This window comes from Sphingobacterium tabacisoli (genome assembly GCF_017908035.1).
In the GTDB taxonomy this organism is placed as follows: domain Bacteria; phylum Bacteroidota; class Bacteroidia; order Sphingobacteriales; family Sphingobacteriaceae; genus Sphingobacterium; species Sphingobacterium tabacisoli.
Window position 1 is genome coordinate 116,180 of sequence record NZ_JAEQMU010000005.1, and the last position, 21,814, is coordinate 137,993.

Annotated in this window: 13 protein-coding genes; all 13 read right to left on the minus strand. The window is 40.9% G+C overall.

Annotated elements, in window-relative coordinates; genetic code table 11:
• Nucleotides 1-27: 27 nt before the first annotated feature.
• The 13 genes from JKG64_RS17225 to JKG64_RS17285 all read right to left on the minus strand — a co-directional run bounded on the left by JKG64_RS17225 (nucleotide 28) and on the right by JKG64_RS17285 (nucleotide 21,754).
• On the minus strand, nucleotides 28-1,296 hold the full coding sequence (locus JKG64_RS17225; RefSeq protein ID WP_210355539.1) for a M28 family metallopeptidase: 1,269 nt from the start codon (nucleotides 1,294-1,296) through the stop codon (nucleotides 28-30).
• The gene (locus JKG64_RS17230) at nucleotides 1,293-3,131 is read right to left on the minus strand and encodes a CocE/NonD family hydrolase (RefSeq protein WP_246512652.1); all 1,839 of its coding nucleotides are present in this window, start codon (nucleotides 3,129-3,131) and stop codon (nucleotides 1,293-1,295) included. Before JKG64_RS17230 ends, JKG64_RS17225 begins: the two co-directional genes overlap by 4 nt.
• 6 nt (nucleotides 3,132-3,137) lie before the next feature.
• Nucleotides 3,138-5,426, minus strand: a complete 2,289-nt coding sequence (locus JKG64_RS17235; RefSeq protein ID WP_210355540.1) for a GH92 family glycosyl hydrolase — start codon at nucleotides 5,424-5,426, stop codon at nucleotides 3,138-3,140.
• Entirely contained in the window at nucleotides 5,426-6,892 is a 1,467-nt protein-coding gene (locus tag JKG64_RS17240; RefSeq protein ID WP_210355541.1) for a glycoside hydrolase family 28 protein, read from the minus strand. Before JKG64_RS17240 ends, JKG64_RS17235 begins: the two co-directional genes overlap by 1 nt.
• Before the next feature lie 9 nt (nucleotides 6,893-6,901).
• Nucleotides 6,902-7,627, minus strand: coding sequence for a glycosyl hydrolase family 28 protein (locus JKG64_RS17245; RefSeq protein ID WP_210355542.1), 726 nt, complete (start codon nucleotides 7,625-7,627; stop codon nucleotides 6,902-6,904).
• Nucleotides 7,628-7,636: 9 nt separating this feature from the next.
• The gene (locus tag JKG64_RS17250) at nucleotides 7,637-9,121 is read right to left on the minus strand and encodes a glycoside hydrolase family 28 protein (RefSeq protein ID WP_210355543.1); all 1,485 of its coding nucleotides are present in this window, start codon (nucleotides 9,119-9,121) and stop codon (nucleotides 7,637-7,639) included.
• Between the two features lie 3 nt (nucleotides 9,122-9,124).
• Nucleotides 9,125-11,989 carry a glycosyl hydrolase gene (locus tag JKG64_RS17255; RefSeq protein ID WP_210355544.1) on the minus strand — a complete coding sequence of 955 codons (2,865 nt, stop codon included), beginning with the start codon at nucleotides 11,987-11,989 and terminating at the stop codon, nucleotides 9,125-9,127.
• 28 nt (nucleotides 11,990-12,017) lie between these two features.
• Nucleotides 12,018-12,854 carry a sugar phosphate isomerase/epimerase gene (locus JKG64_RS17260; RefSeq protein WP_210355545.1) on the minus strand — a complete coding sequence of 279 codons (837 nt, stop codon included), beginning with the start codon at nucleotides 12,852-12,854 and terminating at the stop codon, nucleotides 12,018-12,020.
• Nucleotides 12,848-13,669 carry a phytanoyl-CoA dioxygenase family protein gene (locus JKG64_RS17265; protein ID WP_210355546.1) on the minus strand — a complete coding sequence of 274 codons (822 nt, stop codon included), beginning with the start codon at nucleotides 13,667-13,669 and terminating at the stop codon, nucleotides 12,848-12,850. Before JKG64_RS17265 ends, JKG64_RS17260 begins: the two co-directional genes overlap by 7 nt.
• A 244-nt stretch (nucleotides 13,670-13,913) precedes the next feature.
• Nucleotides 13,914-15,500: a RagB/SusD family nutrient uptake outer membrane protein gene (locus tag JKG64_RS17270; RefSeq protein WP_210355547.1), complete on the minus strand. Its 1,587-nt coding sequence runs from the start codon at nucleotides 15,498-15,500 to the stop codon at nucleotides 13,914-13,916.
• Nucleotides 15,501-15,517: 17 nt separating this feature from the next.
• Nucleotides 15,518-18,994 carry a SusC/RagA family TonB-linked outer membrane protein gene (locus JKG64_RS17275; protein WP_210355548.1) on the minus strand — a complete coding sequence of 1,159 codons (3,477 nt, stop codon included), beginning with the start codon at nucleotides 18,992-18,994 and terminating at the stop codon, nucleotides 15,518-15,520.
• A gap of 117 nt (nucleotides 18,995-19,111) precedes the next feature.
• Nucleotides 19,112-20,467: an FGGY-family carbohydrate kinase gene (locus JKG64_RS17280; protein ID WP_210355549.1), complete on the minus strand. Its 1,356-nt coding sequence runs from the start codon at nucleotides 20,465-20,467 to the stop codon at nucleotides 19,112-19,114.
• A gap of 12 nt (nucleotides 20,468-20,479) precedes the next feature.
• Nucleotides 20,480-21,754: a sugar isomerase gene (locus tag JKG64_RS17285; protein ID WP_210355550.1), complete on the minus strand. Its 1,275-nt coding sequence runs from the start codon at nucleotides 21,752-21,754 to the stop codon at nucleotides 20,480-20,482.
• Nucleotides 21,755-21,814: the final 60 nt, after the last annotated feature.

The following is a 21,814-nucleotide window of genomic DNA, read 5'->3' on the forward strand; positions in this document are numbered from 1 at the left end:
GATAAAAAGTTACGGCTACCCTCTAGTTTAGAGGGTAGTTATAAAGTCAATCATTAGCTGTGTGTAAGCGTCGAACTTGGTAAAAGGAAGAGTCTCAAATCGATCATAGATATCATGATAGGCGCCTATACCTCCTAACGTATAAAGGAAAAAAGAAGGTACTCCTTTTTCATAAAAGGGATAGTGGTCACTTCTATTCATAGGCCCCCTGACAAGAACCTGAGGCAGGTAGGATTTTTCCTTATTGATCTGTACCAACCGATCGAATTCGGTTTTGAAAACTGTCCCATTGACCACTTGTATTCCATCATCACCGGTACCAGCCATGTCAAAGTTCAACAAAAATTTGATCTTAGAAAGGTCTATTTGCGGATTATTCGCGAAATGGATTGAGCCCAACAGGCCACTCTCTTCGCCAGAGAATGCTAGAAAAACCATATTATATTTTGGTGGATGCGCATTGTAGTATTTTGTCAAATACAATAGCAAAGCTGTTCCACTGGCATTATCATTCGCTCCTGGAAATATAATATTCCTTCCGATCGCACCGACATGATCATAATGTGCTGTAATAACAACAGTCGAATCAGAACCACTCGTTCCTTTGATATAACCACACACATTATTGGTCTTATAGTCCTTTTGATACTTAGCATAAATATTCAGATCGAGTTCCTTCACCGCAAGACCTTCTGTAACCACATCTTTTACGTATACAATAGGTCGCTGAATTTGTTGGGTAGCTCCCCTCCATAATAATTTCTGCTTTGTATCGACTAGTATTCCTTTATAAAGTCCCCCCTGAGCAAGATAAAGTAGGCTCGTCCGCAATTCATCGGCTTTCATATTTTCAAGAGCGACAGCTTCATCTACAAAAATAATTTTGCCCGAATAGGCGGGGTTGTTCATCAGCTGACGCAGGAACAGGGTATCTTTCTGTAACGACACCTTACTGATGTCAAATCTACCCCGCAGAGAAGGACTACTAGCTTCAATAAGGGTATTAACACCTACTGATAGCTTTTTATTATCCAATGTGACTTTGACTTCCTTAGGGAAGACATTCGCATCCATCGCGAAAGGTTGAAAATAGTGACCCTTGAGTGGCAAAACGCCATTCTTCCTAAATTCACTAGCTATAAAGGAGGCCGCTTTCTTATCTCCGCCAAAAACATAACCACGCCCGGCAAATTTTTTGGAAGCGAGTTTTTCGACTATTGGCTTAGCATAATCGACTTGGCCCAATAACATCTGTCCCTGTAAAAACAGGAGCATTACAAGTGATACTATCTTCATTTTTTAGAAATTATAGGTAATATAATATGTGAGGGATGCGCTTGGTCCATATAAATCCGGTGCTCCTGTTTTTCAAAATCCCGGTCATCAGCGGTATAAATATCAACAAACTTCTGAGGGTTTCTATCTACTAGAGGAAACCAGGAACTCTGAATATGTACCATAATCTTATGCCCTTTTTTAAAAACATGAGCGGCATCCTGCATATCAAAACTAACAGCGGTAACTTGATTGGGTTTCAATGGCTCAGGATATTCAAAGCTGTTCCTATATTTAGCCCGCATTACATCAGCCCTAACCAAAGATTGACTATCAGAAAGCTTGTTGCCTTTTTCATACGGATACACATCGATCAACTTCACTACAAAATCGGCATCTGTCCCTGTTGTACTTACGAACAAATTGGCCTGAATATTTCCCATGATACAAACATCTTCATCCAATGGCATAGTTTCAAAAACTAGCACATCCGGTCTTTGGCTGGCAAAATACTGATCCTCATACATATACTTAAAGCCTCTAAATACCGTCTTATCGCGGGTATAAGGAACTGGGTTATTAGGATCAGCCGTATAACTTTGAAAAGTATTTTTCTTTATAGTGGGTTTCTCGAAACTTAACTTCATTGCTGTGTGGAGATACAACGGTGTAGCTTCCTGATCCTCTGGTGGCCATGCAGAAGGATACACCCATTTATTATCTCCAGTGACAAAAATAGAAATTGGAGCTACGCCCTGTACCTCCCTATCCTTGAGCTGTCGAACAAAAAATGGAAGCTCTATCTGAGACCGGAAGTAATCTGATGTATTCTGTCCAAAGTCCAGACTGTCCAAATATCGACCTGTTCCCCTAGTCCAAGATCCATGATACCAGGGTCCCATAACAAAGTGGACCTGTTCTTTTTGAACCTTGGAAAGAGCCCTATACGTCTTTAAAGGTCCATAGAGGTCTTCTTGGTCATACCATCCGCCTACAACCAGCACCGCAGGACCGAGTGTATTGATATGCTGTAAATAGGTTCTATCTTTCCAATACTGGGTATAATTAGGATTATCCATCATCTCATTCCATAGGATACTCTCCCCTTTCAAATAATAGGTGTTGAAATTTTTTAGAGCTCCTGTCTTTAGATAAAACTGATAGGAATCCTCGGTATTATAGTCCCTAAATCCCTTAGGACCGGACGTACTGATAGAATCCCGTTGTTTTCCAAAGGAAGAAAGGAAGGAAAAGCTCCCCATCAGCATGAAGGCACCATTATGGTGTCTGTCATCTCCCAGGAACCAATCGGTCACTGGAGCTTGTGGAGAAACCGCTTTCAGTGCGGGATGAGACTGAATAAGCGACATCGAAGCGTACATACCGGGCGAAGATATTCCCCAGATTCCAACCTTACCATTGGAAGTCAGATGCTCAACAAGCCAATCAATGGTATCGTAGGTATCTGTAGCTTCATTCGCATTGCCATCCTTGGTATAAGGCCGGTTGGCAATAAAATCCCCTTCTGACTTATATTTCCCACGAACATCCTGATATACAAAAATGAATTTCTCCCAAGCAAAACCTATATGAGGTCCCAAAGGTACCCTAAAGTTCATTTCGCCATAGGGGGCACTACTGTAAGGAGTGCGTATCATCATAATGGGATACTGCCCTCTATTATCTTTGGGTTCATATATTGTAGTATACAGCCTGACCCCATCCCGCATAGTAACATAGACCTCCCGTTTGGCGTAATTATCTTTAATAAAAACGGAGTCCTGGCTTGTATTCTGTCCATAGCCCAAATAACCAGCACAAACAAAAATCCATATGCACCAAATTTTTATTTTCATTCTTTGCTACTTTCTTTTGGCTGTCATAAAATATTCCAATTTCCCCCCATTCATAATATCCTGATGATCGATTTTCCAGTTGTCGATTTTCTTCCCGTTCAACATCACCTGCTTGACAAAGACATTCTGCGCTCCCTGATTATGAGCGACAATCTCAAATTTACGCCCATTATCCAAATGTATTACAGCACGTTTTACAACGGGGCTTCCTATATCATACGTAGTTGCTCCTGGTGATAAAGGGTAAAAACCAAGTGCTCCAAAAAGGTACCAGGCACTCATCTGTCCACAATCATCGTTACCGCCAAGGCCATCAGGCGTAGGTCTATACATGCGCTGTATAATATCCCGTACCCGTTTCTGGGTCTTATGTGGTGCGCCCGCATAGTTATATAGATATGCGACATGATGAGAAGGCTCATTACCGTGCACGTAATTCCCAATAATACCTTCTCTAGTGATGTCTTCTGTATTTTCGAAAAACTCGTCCGGCAGGTGCATCTCAAATAGCGAATCTAAATGGGTAATAAACTTCTTATCACCTCCATAAATACGAACTAAAGACATCGGATCATGGGGTATGAACAGGCTGTAATTCCATGAATTACCCTCGATAAATCCCTGTCCGTGGGTATCTAGAACATCAAAATTGGCAACAAAATTACCCATAGCATCTTTAGGACGCATAAAACCAATAGTGCTATCGAATACATTTTTCCAGTTTTGAGAGCGTTTGATATAAGTCTGATAAATATCGTCCTTACCTATTTTTTTGGCAAGTTGCGCAATACACCAATCATCATAAGCATACTCTAATGTACTGGATACCGAGTTGCTATTGGATTCTGCAGGGATATATCCTAAATCGGTGTAAGCACCTATCCCCTCGAAATCCCGTCGTTGTGATGTCCTAACACAAGCTTCCAAAGCCTGCTCGGCATCACCTTTATAAGTCCCCTTCAAAATCGCATCGGCAATAACTGAAACACTGTGATAACCACTCATACACCAGTTATCATTTGCATAATGGGACCAGATAGGCAACATGCCCAATACACTCTGATTATAATGTTGCATCATCGAACTCACCATATCTGCATTACGTTGAGGCTGGACAATATTAAAAAATGGATGCAATGCTCGATAGGTATCCCACAAAGAGAACGTTGTATAGTTCGTAAACCCCTGCGCACGATGTACATCTTGATCTAGGCCTTTATACTCCCGATTATGGTCCATATAAAGTGTAGGACCTAGAAAAGTATGATACAGTGAGGTATAGAAATTCACCTTATCATCCTCAGATATCGTTTCGATATTAATCTTCTCCAGTTCTTTCGACCATTTGTCCCGTCCACTATTCCATAGCTGATCAAAGCTATAGGGCGCTGCTTCCTGCTGTAGATTCTCGAGAGCGTTCTTTTGACTAACCGGCGATACGGCTAATTTAACAATGATCTGCTCTTGATCCTCTGTATCAAAGTCGAAGTATAATTTGAGATTTGCACTGGCTAGGTCTGGGAAATTATTACGTTGGTTAAATTTGCGCCAGAATCCTTTATAGACAGTCTCCTTCTCCGGAGTAGCACTTCCATAGGATTTGAAAGGTTTGGACAGTGACATCGCAAAATAAACAGTGCGTGTCCTTGCCCAACCGTTGGTCTGTCTGTAACCTGTAATTAGGGTATCATTAACCACACGCACCACGGTCCAGACATTCTTTTCGGGATAGTTATAGATACCAGCCATAAGATCCACGATCAAATGTGACTGATCAGATTTTGGAAAAGTGTAACGGTGTACCCCTACACGCTCTGTTGCCGTCAGTTCAGCATTTATACCATAATCGGACAGATACACCTGATAATAATTCGGACTTGCTTTTTCATGCTGGTGACTGTATCGACTCCGGTATCCTGAGCCAGGCCTGTCTGCTGTTCCCGGATTCAACTGTAAGGTGCCAACGGTAGGCATAATTAAGAAATCACCTAAGTCAGAGTGCCCTGTGCCGCTAAAGTGCGTATGGCTGAATCCTACAATTGTAGGGTCATCATACTGATATCCGGCACAATACCGATATACATCCTTATTATACTTTCCATTGAAAACATAAGACAAGGTGTCTGTCTCTGGGCTGAGCTGTATGGCGCCAAATGGTACTGTAGCGCCTGGATAGGTGTGTCCCATCTTGGCTGTTCCTATAAAAGGATTTACATAATCAACAGGTTTCTTCTGTCCATGGGCTGTAACAATGGAAAATAATCCTACCGATATAAACAATAAGAGTTTATTCATTACTTTTCACGTTTTGAATTGTTTGCAACGACTTCCTTCTTGGTTTTTGTTCCCAGGTACTTAACTCCACTCAAACTAAATCCCTGAACATCGTCAAAAACAAATGCTGGTCTATAATCACTCTCTTTTAGTGTTAGCGTAACATTTTCAAATTTAATATTCTTGGCATGCCGCACAAAAAATCCCCAAGCGGGAAGCTCTTTGAACTGTGAAAATTCGGGATAGGAACTCTCCATCTCTGGAATACTATCCAGAGCAGCCTTAGTGGCTCCACGATAAGCATAGTGAGGATTGGCGTCACCTGGGTAAACCAATTCTATATTACGAAATGTAACGTCAGCAATAGGAACATTCTTGAGGCCCACAATACCTGAAGGGGACATATTTCTAGGGTAATCTTCTACTGGCCCTTCATAATCATAACCGACATCCGGTTTATCCTTAGAAACTTCTACTTTTACATTTTGAATAAGGATATTTCGAATAGCCCCCTCCCGCCCCTTATTCCAACGGGCACCTATCCTCAAATAAAAGGGATTACCGACATTGATTCCCTGCAAACTGTCGACCACGATATCTTCAACGATACCTCCATCCGGAGTGGCTATTGTAAAAACAGAACGGAAGGTGTCGTAAATCTTATTATTAATAATCCTTACATTTTTATAACCACCTGCAGAGACTGTCCCAAACTTTATACCATTAGCACTTGATCGACCTACACAATTCCGAATCTCTATATTCTCACAACGCTTGGCCGCATCGTGAGATTTCAAACAGATCGCATCATCAGCGGCGTCAATAAATGAGTTAAGCAATTTGAAATTCTTACAGTCAACAATGTCAATTCCGTCATTGTTCCAGAACGCTTTGCTATCTACCGTGATGCTATCCACAACCGTATTAACACATTGATCATAGACCTGTACCCAATCAGCAGCATTTTTAATGGTAATACTATGGATAGCTACATTTTCACATTCTCTAAAATAAATAGCTTTAGGCCTTCTGTTACGAGGACGGTCGTAGTCCAATGGGTCTTTAATAATTCCACTATGAATCTGCCCTAACAGATTATAAGCTAAATCACGCCCTTGCCCGTCAATTACCCCCTTGCCCCGAATAGAAATATTATTGGCTTTGTTTGCGTAAACTAATGCGCAATTGGGTGTCTCTATATTATAATCATAAATATTTGTTGACCCAACCAATATTGCTCCTTCTTCCAGCTTAATATGTACATTCTCTTTTAAAATAATAGTTCCTGTAAGGTACCTACCTACAAAAAAACGAAGCGTCCCTCCACCCTGTTCATGGATAAAGTCTATGGCTTTCTGGATGGAAGTTGTGTTGAGCGTCGTACCATTGGATTTAATACCAAATAGTGATGCATTATATTCTTTCGCCGACACAAAGTTGACGAGTATGAAAGACAAAAATGTCAGTAGTGCGAACCTGATTTTCATAGTTATACGTTAAATGGACTTGCCGTTTGCTAATAGGCAATTCGTTTTTAAAACATTGGAATTTGTACCTTCTTGTACCAATGCTTGCTTGGTAGATTTAAAGAACAAATCCGATAAATTAACCTGAGAAGAATTCAACAACACCACGGCATTGCTCTGCGGACTATTGATTTCAAGTTTCCTTAACTTTATAGATTGGCAGTCGACAAAGGAATTTAGAGCTCCCAGGCTATTAATTTGCATAATTCCCTCTATTGCAATATTGCTCGTTTTTGAAAAATACAGTTGAGAAACCTTATCCATTGCAAATTCAGAACTCAGTAGTCCTTTTTCTTTCAATGAACGAACATGTAAAGCCAAGGCTTTAGATTGTCCATCGATCACTCCCAAACCTTTGATCTGAATATTCTGCTGTCCCACGCCTGATATCAGCGTATATCTCCCATCGATCTGCTGATAGTCATAGATATTTGAACTACCAACCAGAACTGCACCTTCATGAAGTTCAATATGGACGTTAGACTTTAATGAAAAACCGCTGGTCACATAGCGTCCCACATAAAAATGCAGCGTACCACCACCTTTTTTAGCAATGTAGTCTATTGCATATTGTATAGAACCTACATTATTGGTCACACCATCTGATTTACACCCAAAAAGGGATGCATTGAAATCCTGAGCAGATACCTGTATGCTCCACAGAATAAAAACGAATGCACTAATATATATTTTCATAATCTCCTTTTATTTAACGTTTACATTTGTTGAGTTATGAATATGATAACTCTTCTCCAAAGCCTGATCATTTAGAAAAGCTTTAAATTGCCAGTTTCCGCCTTGTAGATCATCCGCCACAATAGCTGGACGATAATCTTCTTTTTGGATTGTGAATTTGATATTTTTCAGATTAATATCCTTGGCATGTCTGATATAAAGCCCCCAAGCTGGTAATTCCTTGAACTGAGAAAATTCAGGATAAGCGGCTGGCATTTCGGGTATACCCTCCAATGACTGCGCATCTAATCCCCGATGCGCAAATAGTGGGTTTCCCCCTCCAGGGTAAACAAATTCAATATTTTCTAGATTAACATTTTCAATCTTATATTCTGGAAGACCAATGATACTGGCGGGAGAAATATTACGTGGCATATCTTCAATAGGACCTTCGTAATTATATCCTAAATCAGGTTTATTCAACGGAACTTCAGCATATACATTTTTTATGGTTACATTTTTCATGGAAGGTTTACGCCCTTTGCTCCAACGGTCTCCAATTCTTAAAAAAATCACATTCCCAGTGTTGATACTTCTCACCCCATCGACCAATATATTTTCGACAAAACCTCCGTCTACTGCGGCGAAGGTAATTGCAGACCGATAGGTATCATAGACGACCAAATTTCTAACGACAAAATTCCGAAAACCACCTCTAGATACAGTTCCAAACTTAAGCGCACTAGCGCTGGAGCGTGCCGTACAGTTCTCTACCAATACATTTTCACAAACGCCATTGGGATCATGTGATTTAAAACAAATAGCATCATCAGCTACATCAAAAAATGAATTCTTAATAACTACATTCTTACAGTCTACGACATCGATTCCATCGTTGTTCCAATAGGATTTGCTATCTACATAGATTCCCTCTACATGTAACCCATCACATTGATCATAGGTTTGATTCCAACTAGCAGGATCTCGAAGTGTAATATCTTTAATCAGGACATTCTTACATTCTCTGAAATATATGTTTTCAGGCCGGTTCCACTCCCTTAAACGATCTAATTTCAACTCATCCTGAACAATACCTTTATGTACATTTTCTACAGCATTGACAGCGGTCTGGAACCCTCGACCATTGATAGTCCCTTTGCCGACAATCCCAATGTTCTCCTGTCTAATGGCAAAAATCATCGACTGCCAGTTGACAACGCTATCCTTGACATAATCAAATGGATTATTTGATCCTAATAGGTGCGCCCCCTCTTCCAAATGTAAGGTGACATTAGATTTCAAATAAATGGATCCAGTCACATAGTTGCCTGGGGCAAACACTAGAGTTCCCCCTCCTTTATTGGTAAGAAAATCAATCGCGGCCTGAATAGATCGTGTATTTAGGATCCGACCGTCGCCATTGATACCAAAATCAGAGACCTTATAGTCCTGAGCAGATACTGCTCCGTATACGAAAGATAGAAACAGTAAAAAAAGTGTTCTTAATAGGTTCATAATCTAAATTGTATATAGTGTTACTGGTCCAATAAGTCCCATAGATTGAATATCTTGTTCGCGTCCCTTTCTATTGACCCAATACTGTGCATTTTCATTATCTACTAATGTTTTTAAATAGTTTCCCATTGTCGTAGTGACACGAACTTCTAAATTATTCGTACCTTCTATAAGTAAGGAAGACAAGTCATACAGACGTCTACCGTACCATTTGACTCCTGCTGATCGACCGTTGACAAATAACTCGGATATACCTGCAACCTTTCCCAAGTTTAACACCGCCTTAGTACTTCCAGACCAAGCGATCGTCTTTTTGTAGATAGCTTCACCAGAGAAAGAAACCAACCGTTCATCATCTTTGAAATCAACTAGATTGTTCAACTTGAGCGTATTTGAAGTCAATTCTTGGCCATGTTTAAGTTCTAGGTCCCACTGTTGATCCAATGCTTGTTCATTTTTTCCGGATGTAGGGAGAGGTTTCCAAGTTTCTCCTGTTTTATTTCTATCAAACACGAATAAAAGAGAATCGGTAGGACCTAGATCTAATGACAGGTCCATGTTCTTTTCAAGGCTCACTTTATAGCGCTCTCCTGTATCTAAATTCCAAAACCAACATTGAAGTTTCTGAAGTTCTGGAGCTAAAAAAGTGCAACTCCATTGGCAACTATTGAATTTGTGTGCATTTTGAATAAAATAGAACTCAGTGCCATCATCGCGCTTGTAACGCATCTGCATTACATAGGGGTCTGTTTTAGAGACACTCAAGTAACCTGGAAGATGATGGCTTTTCAAAAGGTCGTTGTACCAATCGATAAAATTGTTATCAACAGGTTTCTTTACCGTAACAAACTGCTGCGGATACTGTCTTAGCTGTTGGAGTACAGCCTGTATCTCGGCATCATGTACTTGCGATTGATGCAATCCTAATGATTTTTCAGGAACCGTTTCTATTGCAAATACGCGACCGCCCCCTTTTACAAATTGCAAGATTTTCTGCATTGCGGTCAGGGTCATACGCTTTAGTCCTGGTAAAAACAGTACGGAGTAACGTCTACTACCATATTCGAGAGATCCGTTTTCCACCTGACAGTCCTGCAGAATGATCTCCGTTATATAATCGGCGTTTCCACCGTTTTTATTGATGGCTTCCCACAGCATAGAGGTATAGGGAACATTCAGCTTTTCTGGAAAAGGGTCTGTCTGTACACCATTTTCTGACCAGAGGTCATAGTTGGCTGGTAGTATCGCGATATCAGCAAAATAATCTGCATTCTGTAATTGCGATGACAACCTTGCTTTATAATTATTTAGGTATTTAAAATAAGGCCACCAATTATTACGCTCATTATAAAAGGAACCATACTGTATCCAGCCAGGAAATGCCGCTTCTTTGGGCGAGTAATTAAACCCATGCCATATAGAATGGGTAATACCCGTCATAGCACTCTGATCGGAGCCTAATTTGAGAAGCTCTAGTGTTGCATTAAAAACAAGGTAGGTATTGGTCATTTCTTCACAACTAACAACTCTTTTGCCTTTCAAATGTGCGGCAGAAGAGACATACTTGTCGATCATTGTATAGCCTCTGCCTCTACGGTAATCTTCATTAGACATTTCCTCTCCCAGTTTGTGACGGAGGTAATTTGTCGTCCATGACTCCCCTTCAGGAATATCATAGTCCAGACTACTTTCTAATGGGAAGAAGCCTCTTCCATAAGCTTGTGCACGAGACTTGACGCCTAGCTCTCTACACCAGCTGGTATAAGTATCTGTAAAACGTTCTTTGAGTAGGCAGGCTTTCGTAAACTCATAGTCAAAACGGACCCTATTCAAAGTTTCGATTAATTGCGGACTTTTCTTTGCACCATAGTTTTCGTCAACAACAGCACCTAGGCGCCCAACTTTGAATAGGATAAAAGGAAGGTAAGGCATAAGATCATATCCTCTTCTTTTTTGAAATTCTATGGCAAAATCATCACACCAATTGCTTCCTTCTAGCTCCATACTATCTGTAAACAAGGCCCTCACATAGTTTTTAAGGGGACCTATTTGTTGTTGCATCTTATCAGACATCCGATGCAGGTAGCTCTTCACGGCTTTTTGATCCATGTGATTTAATATAGATCCCGCGGCACCCGGAGCACCATTGATTACCGATGCAAATGCCCTAAACCTAACCAATGCATATACAACATGCTTCCCTTCTGGTATAGTTATCACGATTTCGTCTTTACCTATTTCTGAAGAGAAATCGACTATGTTATCGATGGAATCCATCGGGTCTCTGACCAATTTTAACGACATGATCTCCGGGCTGCGCATCGTATTCTTATCTGTTACGCCTGGATCCACATTGCTAAATATGTGGTAAGGTTTGGCCCGATATAACATCGGTCCCTCGACTGGCTCAGCATGTACCAACACCACTTGAGCTGTTTCTTCTTCCTTCAATTCTTCGGATCCGAAAGGCCACCCCGAACCAACAATCAGATCGGAAATCATTCCTTCCTTCTTGCCTTCATTGGATGCATATTGCACCATGTCTACCCACTCGTCACTTAGCCACCGTAAGGATCGGATCCCTAGATCATCGGCTCTCTTGGGAAACGAAATGGGATTAATTTCAACTCCTCCTATACCCACATCTTTCAACAGTTTCAATTCTCTGCTCAACTCTTGCTTAGTGACTTTATTACCATTCCACCACCACCGTACAAAGGGTCTATATGCCGCATCTGGAGACAGAAACAGCTTATAATAAGCATCCTTATCGGCTAACCCCGACGATGCCAAAGTCTGGAAAGGCCTAGCCAATAGTAATGAGGCACCAAGTAAACTGCTCTGCTGTAAAAATGTTCTTCTCTTCATAATTTCGGTTAGTTAATTGATTGGTTAGTTAAAGGATCAGTGTGTGCTCTAGGTGTTTTTTAATCCAGATATTTTGTTGCCATTGCTTGTCTTTATCTAAATCTTGATTGCCTGAGCTAATCAAATAGGGTGGCGGGCCAAATTCAGTACATATGGTAATCTGTTCTACTCCACGGTCTTTTTGTAGGTCTATCCACTTTTGCCATACCGCCACATGAGTATCTACGATCTGTCTATACGCACGTTCTCGAACGTCTGGCACCTGCGACCCCTGGCTATGTCCTACCCTGGCATGTATATGATCTACATGAGGCAATATCTCCTCTAAAACATGCTGTCTATCCTCTAGATAGCTTTCAGAAACACAATACCAGTGGGAGATATCTAAAGTGAGCCGTAGTCCTGGAAATAATTTCAGGATTCTAGGGATAGTATGTAATCCATAGTTCCACTTGTTACGATGTGTTTCCTGAAGAATAGGAATACCATATTGCTGTGATATACGTTCACAAAGGAGCAATCCTTGCACAATGTCTTCGACTTCAAAATATTCTCGTCCCATCTGGACAGAAATAACTTCTGGTCTAAATATTTTTTTTGCTAATTCACCGTAATAGGACAGTTGTTTTTCCAGTAGCTGATAGTAAACACGAACATGATCGAAAGGTTCCACTACACAAGTTACAATCGTATACTTTAATCCTCTACCGTGGAGTAACCACAACACCTCTTCATGGTCAGTATCTTCACCAAAAGGAAACCATTCGACGCCACAATAACCTTCCTTCTGAATTGAATCCAAAAATGTGTCCCATGCTATATGTTCACTTCCCCATCGAGGGTAGAAAAAATCCACTTTTACCATGACGAATGGTAGATCAATGGGTTTTGTTCATCATTTTTTAATAGATCTCCGATTTTGAGATCCTTCAAATAATCCTCAGGAATAATATTAGCCTGTCCGTTGAATACATTACCATCAGGCATATAGGCACAAGTCATCGCTCTCCGAAATCCATTCGTCATGTTGGGGCCTGCACCGTGTATCGTCAATCCGTTGTGAAATGTACAGCTTCCTGCTTTCAAGGGCGTAGGGACAGGATTAATCTTCGCCATCTCGGGATAAGCTTCAAAAATAGTAGCCATATTCTTTCCTATTCCTAAATTCTCAAAACTTGTATGCTTATAAGAACCTGGTACAAAATACATACACCCATTCTCTAAGGTAGAATCATCCAGTGCAATCCAAATGGATAGCGCATTTCGGTCAGAGAAAGACCAAAAAGGAGTATCCAAGTGCCACGCTGTAGGATTTGCAAAAGGTCTTTTAAATAGCGCCTGGTCGTGCCAAATACGAATACCTTCAGCTCCAGCCAACTTTGCGGCCATTTCACCAATACGCCGATCCAGCATCAGTTCCTTCACCCCCGCATCGGTCTGCCAAAGATTCAGCAATTGATCAAATACTTTTCCAAAATAATCAGCATCCTTATTGATACCATCATCATCTCCGACTTTAGCTTCTTTACCTGGCATCTTTTGCCCGGCGCGTTGCTCAACGGCATGGAACACAACATCTCGCCAATGCTGTAGTTCATCAGAATTCAAAAAGTCGTCTACTACCAAAAAACCGTTCTCCTGGTAAAATGTAATCTGCTCGTTATTAAGTTGGTTCTTCATATGCTTATAATTAATTTAGAAGCCCGGAGGCTCGATTTTGGGAAGTATGAGCAATTTCCCAGATTTTAAAATAGGTTTAAAAAGGGGCCTGTTTAGCTACCTCAAGCCCTTAAGTTTCTATAACATGAATATATCAAACATTGTCGGTTATTGCATCCTGAACTATCCTGACGAAGAAGGAAAAAAGGGAGGATCGTCCATTCTTAAAGAAATGGAACGATCCATATAAACACAAACACGAACTTTAATTTTGATCAGCTTTATTATTGTACTGCATCTCATCCAATGGGATCTGCAATGTCATTTTACTGACTGCATAACTGGATTTATCAACATGATTTGCCGAACTAGCTCTATTAACCGGAATATTCCAGCGTTTATTATTATAAAACTCTCTGCCTCCTTCTCCCCAAAGCTCTAGACGGGTCTGAAACTTGACCATATCCAGTGGATCCATACCTTGCATACCACTATAGGTATCGCAGGTAAGGACCGTTTGTCCTGCTATGGTTCTAGCTTTCAATAAAACATTCAATGCATCCTTAGCATCTCCTCCTTTTTGATCCTGAGCAAGTGCTTCCGCTTTCATCAACAATACCTCTGAACTACGCATGTAGTAACAGCTCACCCGCCCGACATTCTTTTTATCTTCACTGCCCATACCGTGTGTTGCAGCGAATTTCAAGTTAGCATAACTTGGTATAATGCGTTTGACACCATTGGTAGGATAGGTGTACTCCCCAAAATCGTTTTTCAGAAAACTGTTTATCCTAAAATCATGGTTATCGATCCTGCTATATAAACGTTCGTCTATTCGGGCAAATCCTTCTCCCAATCCTCCATTTCCCTCAGCAAAGCAATTCATCCACCAGTTGTGTACTGTTACAGCCTCTCCCACAGGGAAGCCTAAGATAACCTCGGGGTTGATATCTATATTTAAAAAGCCATTCTGTTCTGGTCTAAACTCAGGTGTTGTAGCACCAGCTTTGTTTTTCCCGCCATAAACAGCCTCCGTCATCAGATTTGGGTATTTAGCCAATATTTCATTACAGGCACTTACAGTCGTTGTCCAGTCTCCTGTCCACAACGACACTTTTGCTAAGATGAAATAAGCTACACCTAAATCAAAGTCAGTTTTATCTGCTGTAAACCCAACTCCTGCTTCCTTCAACAAACGGATCGCCTCTTTGATATCATTTTTAATAAATGCATAGGTTTCTTCTGAGCTAGAGCGAGCTTTACTCTCCTGTACCGGAGCAAAACGATCATACAGAGACAATCCTAACTTCGACTTCCCTCCCTGTAGATAAGCATCTTGATAATTCTCCATCAAATAATTATAAGCAAACGCCCTCAAAATCAAACCCCTAGCCTTAAATTCCTGTAGCTTCTTATTTGTATTTACAATATCATCCCCGATATAATTGAGCATTTTATTGGCCGTATTGACCATATTCCATCCGTAACTCCAATATGGAAAATTCTTATCCGATGCGTCTGAGATAAAATCACGTAAGTTATACTCGTCACCTCCAAACATAACTAGGTTCCGGGTACCGAATACAATATCATTTCCCTCTAAGTTACGCATAGCATCAAACCCCTGATTACTAGCATATCTAGATTCGGACCCTAATGCACCAAAATTTATCATCTTAGGCATATTATTGGCCATACCACCGAGCACCAGTTGTATTTTCTTCTCATCTCCGCTAGACAACAGTTCCTGGATCTGTTCTTCCGTAATATTATTAGGTGGCGTAACATCCAGCTGTTTGCTGCATGAAAATAAAGCAACAATACCTAATGTGTATATATATATTCTTTTCATAACAAATGTCTATAAGATTAAAAATCAATATTAATACCTCCAGAGAATGTGCGCATGGTTGGATACGAATAGGCTGCTACCTCATATCCTCCAACCAAAGACTGTCTCGGATCGATTCCTGAATGTGACGTTTTCATAAAAATATTGTCTCCTGACGCAAACACACGCAATCTCTTGATTTTGGCTTTGCTCGAAATAGATTCTGGCAACGTGTAACCAATAGTAATATTCTTGAAATTGAGGTAGGACGCACTGAATAAGGCTAGGTCACTGTACAACCAACTGCCCGTAGTAGCACCATTACCATATGTATTACCATACATAACCATTGGGAACTTGGCTCCTTTGTTATCTTGCGTAAAGGTATTGCCCAATAACTCGGAAGAAAGGGCTTGAGTAGGATTGTCACTGACATACAATCCATTTCCATATTCTGTACTAAAGAACTTGCCTCCTAACTGATAGGCAAATGATGCATAGAGATCAAAGTTTTTATACTTAAAGAAGGTACTGAAACCGCCAATCCATTTCGGAAGAGCGCTTCCCATTTCATATCTGCTAGCTTTAGAATAATCTGTGGTCGTAAAGCTGTCGCCTTCCTTATAGCCTGGATAAGCTCCAGCATCGGCTTCTGCTTTGGATACCCGGTGATAGAATAAAGGCAGGCCTGTGCTTTGGTCTACACCGCCATACTTGAGCATATATATGTTATAGAAGTCTTTACCTTCGCCACGTAGGTATGCGATCTGATTGACTCCCGATGTCCCCGTTGCACTCCATCCTTCGACAGGTGAAGTCCAATTACCACCTAATGCATCCGATCCCGTACCTGCGGGTACTTCTTTTAGAATGGTCCTATAATGAGTCCCATTTGTCGAAAGTGTCCATAAGAAATCCTTGTTCTTGATGACATCAACTGCGAGTTCGACCTCAATACCTTTATTGTTTAGCCTGGCAGAATTTGTAGCTATCGAAGACTGTCCTTTTGAGATGGCAAGAGGCTGATTCCAAATGGCATTGACTGTGGTACGGCTGTAGAAATCGAATGATCCACGTACACGATTAAGAAAACTAAAGTCGATACCTCCATCCAACGTGTGTATGTTTTCCCAAGTCAGCTGATCGTTGACATAGCCATTAAGGTTTAACGTAAAGTTTGCTGGAATACCTGTGCCATTTGTCGTTGAGGTATAGCTGGCTCCATATGACCAAGTTTGATATCCGGAATAATTACCAACACCATTTTGGTTACCAATAACACCATAACTACCACGGACCTTCAACATATCCAACCAACCTTTTGTATTGGCCATAAATGCTTCGTTGTCCAAACGCCATCCTGCCCCTAAAGACCAAAATGTACCCCATCTATTTTCTTTCAGTTTAAACTTAGACGAGCCGTCTCTACGAATCGACCCTTGAAAGAAGTAGCGATCATCATAGTTATAATTGACACGGGAGAAATAACTTTCCATCTTTCGGATATCCTCACTGCCCCCAGGATTGGCAAAAGTTCCTCCATCATATCGCCCTACGAAATTGACATAGGACGGAAAGTTTTCAATCAATGCATATGATGACCTATAATTGAGTCCTTCGCTTTTAAAGGAGTCAAATTCATGCCCCAGTAATGCCTCTACATTATGTGCACCTATGGTCTTTGAATAGTTTAAAAGCTGTTGCAAATTTATTATCGTAGAGGATGAAGCCGTTTTTCCGAGCGCACCAATTCCAGGTGCCTGCCCTGTCTCGCTATTCCAATAGCGCGTCCTCATTTCATTGAATTTGTCCATCGCTAAATTGGCCGTAAATGTAAAATCATCTAAAAATTTGATCTGTCCAAATACCCTTGAGTTCCAATCATCAGCCTGTCTTAAATCAATGTCATTGTCCAGAACAGTAAGAACATTGGTAGACCCGTATGCGGCAGATGTCGGCCCAAGCGGAGAATAGGTATCGCCTTCTAGGACATGGACTTTTTCTTTGCCATTTTCCATAATAATACCTCCGTTTTTATCTCTAGCATAGAGCTGTACCAATGGATTCTGTCCATTTATAAAACGGAATGCATTGGCAGAAGAACTCCCTGCATTACGTCCAAAACGTGTTGCCGGTGATTGTGTAGCCCGTCTCGAATAACCTACATTTCCACCTGCTTTAAACCAATCGGTAACCTGGGCTTCAAAGTTGGCCCGTCCATTATAACGTTTAAAGGAAGAACCGCGGATGTAAGAAGGGTCTTCTAAATAACCTCCGGACAAAAAGTAACTGACTTTTTCACTTCCTCCAGAAATAGATAAATTATAATCCTGTCTCGTTCTATTTTTTAACAGGTAATCGTCATAACGATCACTGTATAATAGGTTAGCATTGGGATTTATTTTTCCATCGGGATTCACCAAATAGGCACCACTCATACTGGAGCTAGCGGTATTACCTGCCCCTGTAGTGGTATAGACTGCACCTGGTACATCGTACAGCATCCAATTGCCTAAATTGTTACGCTGAAATTTAGTTGTCGATCCGATATAATCGAAAAGGTGCTCACTGGCGAATCGAGCGGCATCTTCATGACTCATATTCGGATTTTCAAAATTGGTCGTATAGTTTTTGGCTATTCCCGAGCCATCAACTCCATACCGAACAGAGTTATAGATTGACAGCCATGTGAATTCATAAACATCCTGGGGCTTTGCTATTTTGTCAAACTGATAAGGCCCTACCTGATTCATGCCCCATTTACTTTCAAAAGAAATATTGGTCCGATCCGAGCGTCCTTTTTTTGTTGTAACCAACACGACACCATTTGCTCCACGAGCACCGTAGAGTGCTGTAGAAGCGGCATCCTTCAAAATGCTTATACTTTGAATGTCTTTCGGATTTAATGTCGCTAAAGGGTTGTCGTTCTGTGCAGGTACTCCATCAATAACAACTAAAGCATTTGCATTGTTCTGACTAGCCGAACCGATACCGCGGATACGTATCCCCATATCCAAACCAGGCTGTCCGTCGACTGCCGCTATTTGTATACCTGGTGCAGCACCTTCCAAAGCTCGACTCACGGTAGAATTGGATTGTACCTCTAGCGCCCTGTTGTCAACGGTAGACACCGAGCCCGTTAGATCCTTCTTCTTGATAGAACCATAAGCGACAACCACCACCTCATTCAATACTTTGTTGTCTTCCTGAAGATTCACATTTAATACAGCCCCCACTGAAGCTTCAACGCGCTGGGAGACATACCCAACATACTGAATCAACAGGACAACTTTGTCTTTATTGACTTTAATTGAAAAACGGCCATCTTGATCTGACGAGCTGGCGTTTCTACTGCCTTCTTCCTTGATAGATACTCCGCTCAATGGCTGGCCATTGGAACCGCTCACAATAATCCCTTGGATACTCTTTCCAACCTGTGCAAAAAGACCATAGGGAATACCAATGATGAGGGTCATGCAAAGAAGAAATCCATAATGTTTTAGTTTTCTTTCCATTCTAAATAAAGGTTTAAAATATCTATTGGTTAAAATTATACGTCATAACTAAGTAACGAAAAAACAAGCGAACAACCGTACCGCACTATCCTGCTCAATCACAAGACGATAGCGAGTTTAAACATCAATAATATGACGTAAATGAATAAGATTTTGAGGTAGCTTTTTATTGTTCCAATGGGCATGAAGAGCCATAGCTGCCCCAATCGCTGAGGCTTGTGGCATGGAAGCGGCGTACACTTTCATAGTAGGAAACTCTTGAGCAAGTAACTGCATGTAGATATCATTGTCACTAAATCCGCCATCTACACAGAGATGGGACACACGCTCCGAATCTATTATTAACCGTGTGCTCTGAGCCTGGGATCTGACCAAGTGGTACACCAAGCTATGGTAGGCCTGCTCTGGACTTTCAAAGTTCTGTAAATTGACTTTGCTAAAGGCATTCAAATCAGAAGACACTGACCTGTTACGTACACATTGTAACAAGTGTTCATCTTTCTTTAACATAAACAGTTCACTGATGGATACACCAAAAAAGTCGGCAATACGCTTGGCTTGTTGCTCATGAACATATCCTCCGAATAAACGCGAAGCCTTAACAGGGATCCCAACATAAGAGAGGTAGAATAAGCAGTCCTGGCCTAACTCTTCAGCCGTAAGAGGAGCGTTATTAAATGGATTCAGAGAAATGCACCAGGTTCCCGTTGATATCAAAATAAAAGGTTCTTTAAATTTTAAAAGGTAGGGAATGACTGCTGCCGAACTATCATGAAGTCCCGTTCCTACCAGATAACCTGAAGAAGACAGTGTATTATCAAAAACCGTGTCAAAGGAATATTGCGCTGGAAATAACTTATCGAGCCCTTCGTCAAATACCCATTGATGATATTGATGGATTTCATAGTTCCATAGTGCGGTATGACAGCCTATACTGGTAATATCGGTAGTGGGTATACCTGTCAATAAACAACTAAGGTATTGCGGTAGGTGTAAAGCATAGGCCACATGCTCAAATAATTCTGGCCTTTCTTTTTTGAGCCGTAGTACCTGTAATCCGGAGTTCAAGCTTCCTAATGGAGGCGAGGCTGTTTCCAATGCAAAACTGCATTCGCCTCCGTATTGTGCATATAATTGTTGTGTAATATGTATTGGGTATTCTTTAAGGTAATTATAAAGAACGGTTAATGGGGTATGCTGTTCATCTAAATAAACGAAACTAGCACCATAAGCTGAAAAGTTGACCGCTTTTAGTTCATACTCTTCTATATCATTTATCTTCTGGAGCGTGCGCAAGACAAAACCTGTCAAGGCCGTAAGGTCTTCGCAAGAATCACCATCTTCGTCAAGGAGCTCTTGAAAAGTGGCAGACTGCTCGAAAACGATTTGATAATCCTGATCAAACAGAAAGACCTTTTTATTTGTCTTTCCGATATCGAATATTGCAATAACCGGAATCTTATTACTGTTCATGACACTTTGGTATTACAACCCCGTACCGACAGAATGTTCACCTCGTTCCCGTACCAATTCCTCCCGTAGACTTTCTTTTTGAAAAAGTTGCAGGGGATTTATTGCAGCTCCTTCCCTATATCGGGCTTCTGCCAACAAAGGCCTCACATCGGTACGAAATGCTCCTTGTAGTATTTCTTGAGCCGTTATGATATCATTTTCGTGTTGAGCTTTTCGCAAAGCTACCCGATCAACCAAAAGTGCCTGTGCATAGGCTATTTTAATAGCTTCGACGGATTGTAATAAATCCAGCAAAGGATCTTTCATATTATGCGAAGCATCAATCATCCAACCTAGACCTGTTGCATGATCAATCCCTCTCAGATCCATGCCATCTATAAGCTCGTTGAAGATTAAGAAAAGCTGATATGGCTTGATACAACCTGCTGTCAAGTCATCGTCAGCATATTTACTATCGTTGAAATGAAATCCGCCTAACTTGCCTTCCATCATTAATAGTGAAACAATCTGTTCAATATTAGCATTAGGGAGATGATGTCCCAGATCCACCAAAGTATAGGCTTTTGGACCGAGCTTATTGGCCAATAACAGGGATTGTCCCCAATCTCCTATTGTTGTAGAATAAAAAAATGGTTCAAAGGCTTTGTATTCGACAAATAACTTCCAATCGGCAGGGAGATGTTTATATATTTCTTCCATACTGGATAGTGTATTTAAAAAAGAATCACGAAAATTCAACTGCCCAGGGAAAGAAGAACCATCAGCTAACCATATTGTCAATGCCTTCGATCCCAGCTCAACTCCATATTGCATGACTTCAATATTATGCTCCACCGCTTGCTGCCGAACTCTCGGATCGACATGGTGCAACGAACCATATTTGTAACTATACTTCTGCTGGGGCTGATCTTGAAAAGTATTAGAATTGACAGCATCAAAAGACAAACTAAGATCAGTAGCCAACTGTTTAATATGCTGTACATCACGAGGTATATCCCAGGGAATATGCAGAGAAATAGCCCCGCTAGACCCATTAAGTGCATGTAGCAACCCGACATCTTCTAGTTTTTGTTCTAGTGTTGCGGGCTCTCCCCGGCCCGAAAAACGTCCAAACCTCGTCCCCCCTGTCCCTAATGCCCAACTTGGAATCGCAATTTGGAAACGTTGCAATTTGTTTAGAATTTCATTGAGCCCAGAAATTTCTTCTGCTAAAAGCTGAAACTTTTTATTGTGTTGGCCCATCAAATCATTATTATGCCGCTCAATAATCTGTTTATCCAGTATCATAAGTTATTTTGGTTTTTTATGTTGTTTATAAGTAGTTTTTGGCGTTTCAATATACAGCAG

Coding starts and splice junctions, on each gene's coding strand:
- JKG64_RS17225 (WP_210355539.1), bottom strand. CDS start 1,296: ATGAAGATAGTATCACTTGTAATGCTCCTGTTTTTACAGGGACAGATG.
- JKG64_RS17230 (WP_246512652.1), bottom strand. CDS start 3,131: ATGAAAATAAAAATTTGGTGCATATGGATTTTTGTTTGTGCTGGTTAT.
- JKG64_RS17235 (WP_210355540.1), bottom strand. CDS start 5,426: ATGAATAAACTCTTATTGTTTATATCGGTAGGATTATTTTCCATTGTT.
- JKG64_RS17240 (WP_210355541.1), bottom strand. CDS start 6,892: ATGAAAATCAGGTTCGCACTACTGACATTTTTGTCTTTCATACTCGTC.
- JKG64_RS17245 (WP_210355542.1), bottom strand. CDS start 7,627: ATGAAAATATATATTAGTGCATTCGTTTTTATTCTGTGGAGCATACAG.
- JKG64_RS17250 (WP_210355543.1), bottom strand. CDS start 9,121: ATGAACCTATTAAGAACACTTTTTTTACTGTTTCTATCTTTCGTATAC.
- JKG64_RS17255 (WP_210355544.1), bottom strand. CDS start 11,989: ATGAAGAGAAGAACATTTTTACAGCAGAGCAGTTTACTTGGTGCCTCA.
- JKG64_RS17260 (WP_210355545.1), bottom strand. CDS start 12,854: ATGGTAAAAGTGGATTTTTTCTACCCTCGATGGGGAAGTGAACATATA.
- JKG64_RS17265 (WP_210355546.1), bottom strand. CDS start 13,669: ATGAAGAACCAACTTAATAACGAGCAGATTACATTTTACCAGGAGAAC.
- JKG64_RS17270 (WP_210355547.1), bottom strand. CDS start 15,500: ATGAAAAGAATATATATATACACATTAGGTATTGTTGCTTTATTTTCA.
- JKG64_RS17275 (WP_210355548.1), bottom strand. CDS start 18,994: ATGGAAAGAAAACTAAAACATTATGGATTTCTTCTTTGCATGACCCTC.
- JKG64_RS17280 (WP_210355549.1), bottom strand. CDS start 20,467: ATGAACAGTAATAAGATTCCGGTTATTGCAATATTCGATATCGGAAAG.
- JKG64_RS17285 (WP_210355550.1), bottom strand. CDS start 21,754: ATGATACTGGATAAACAGATTATTGAGCGGCATAATAATGATTTGATG.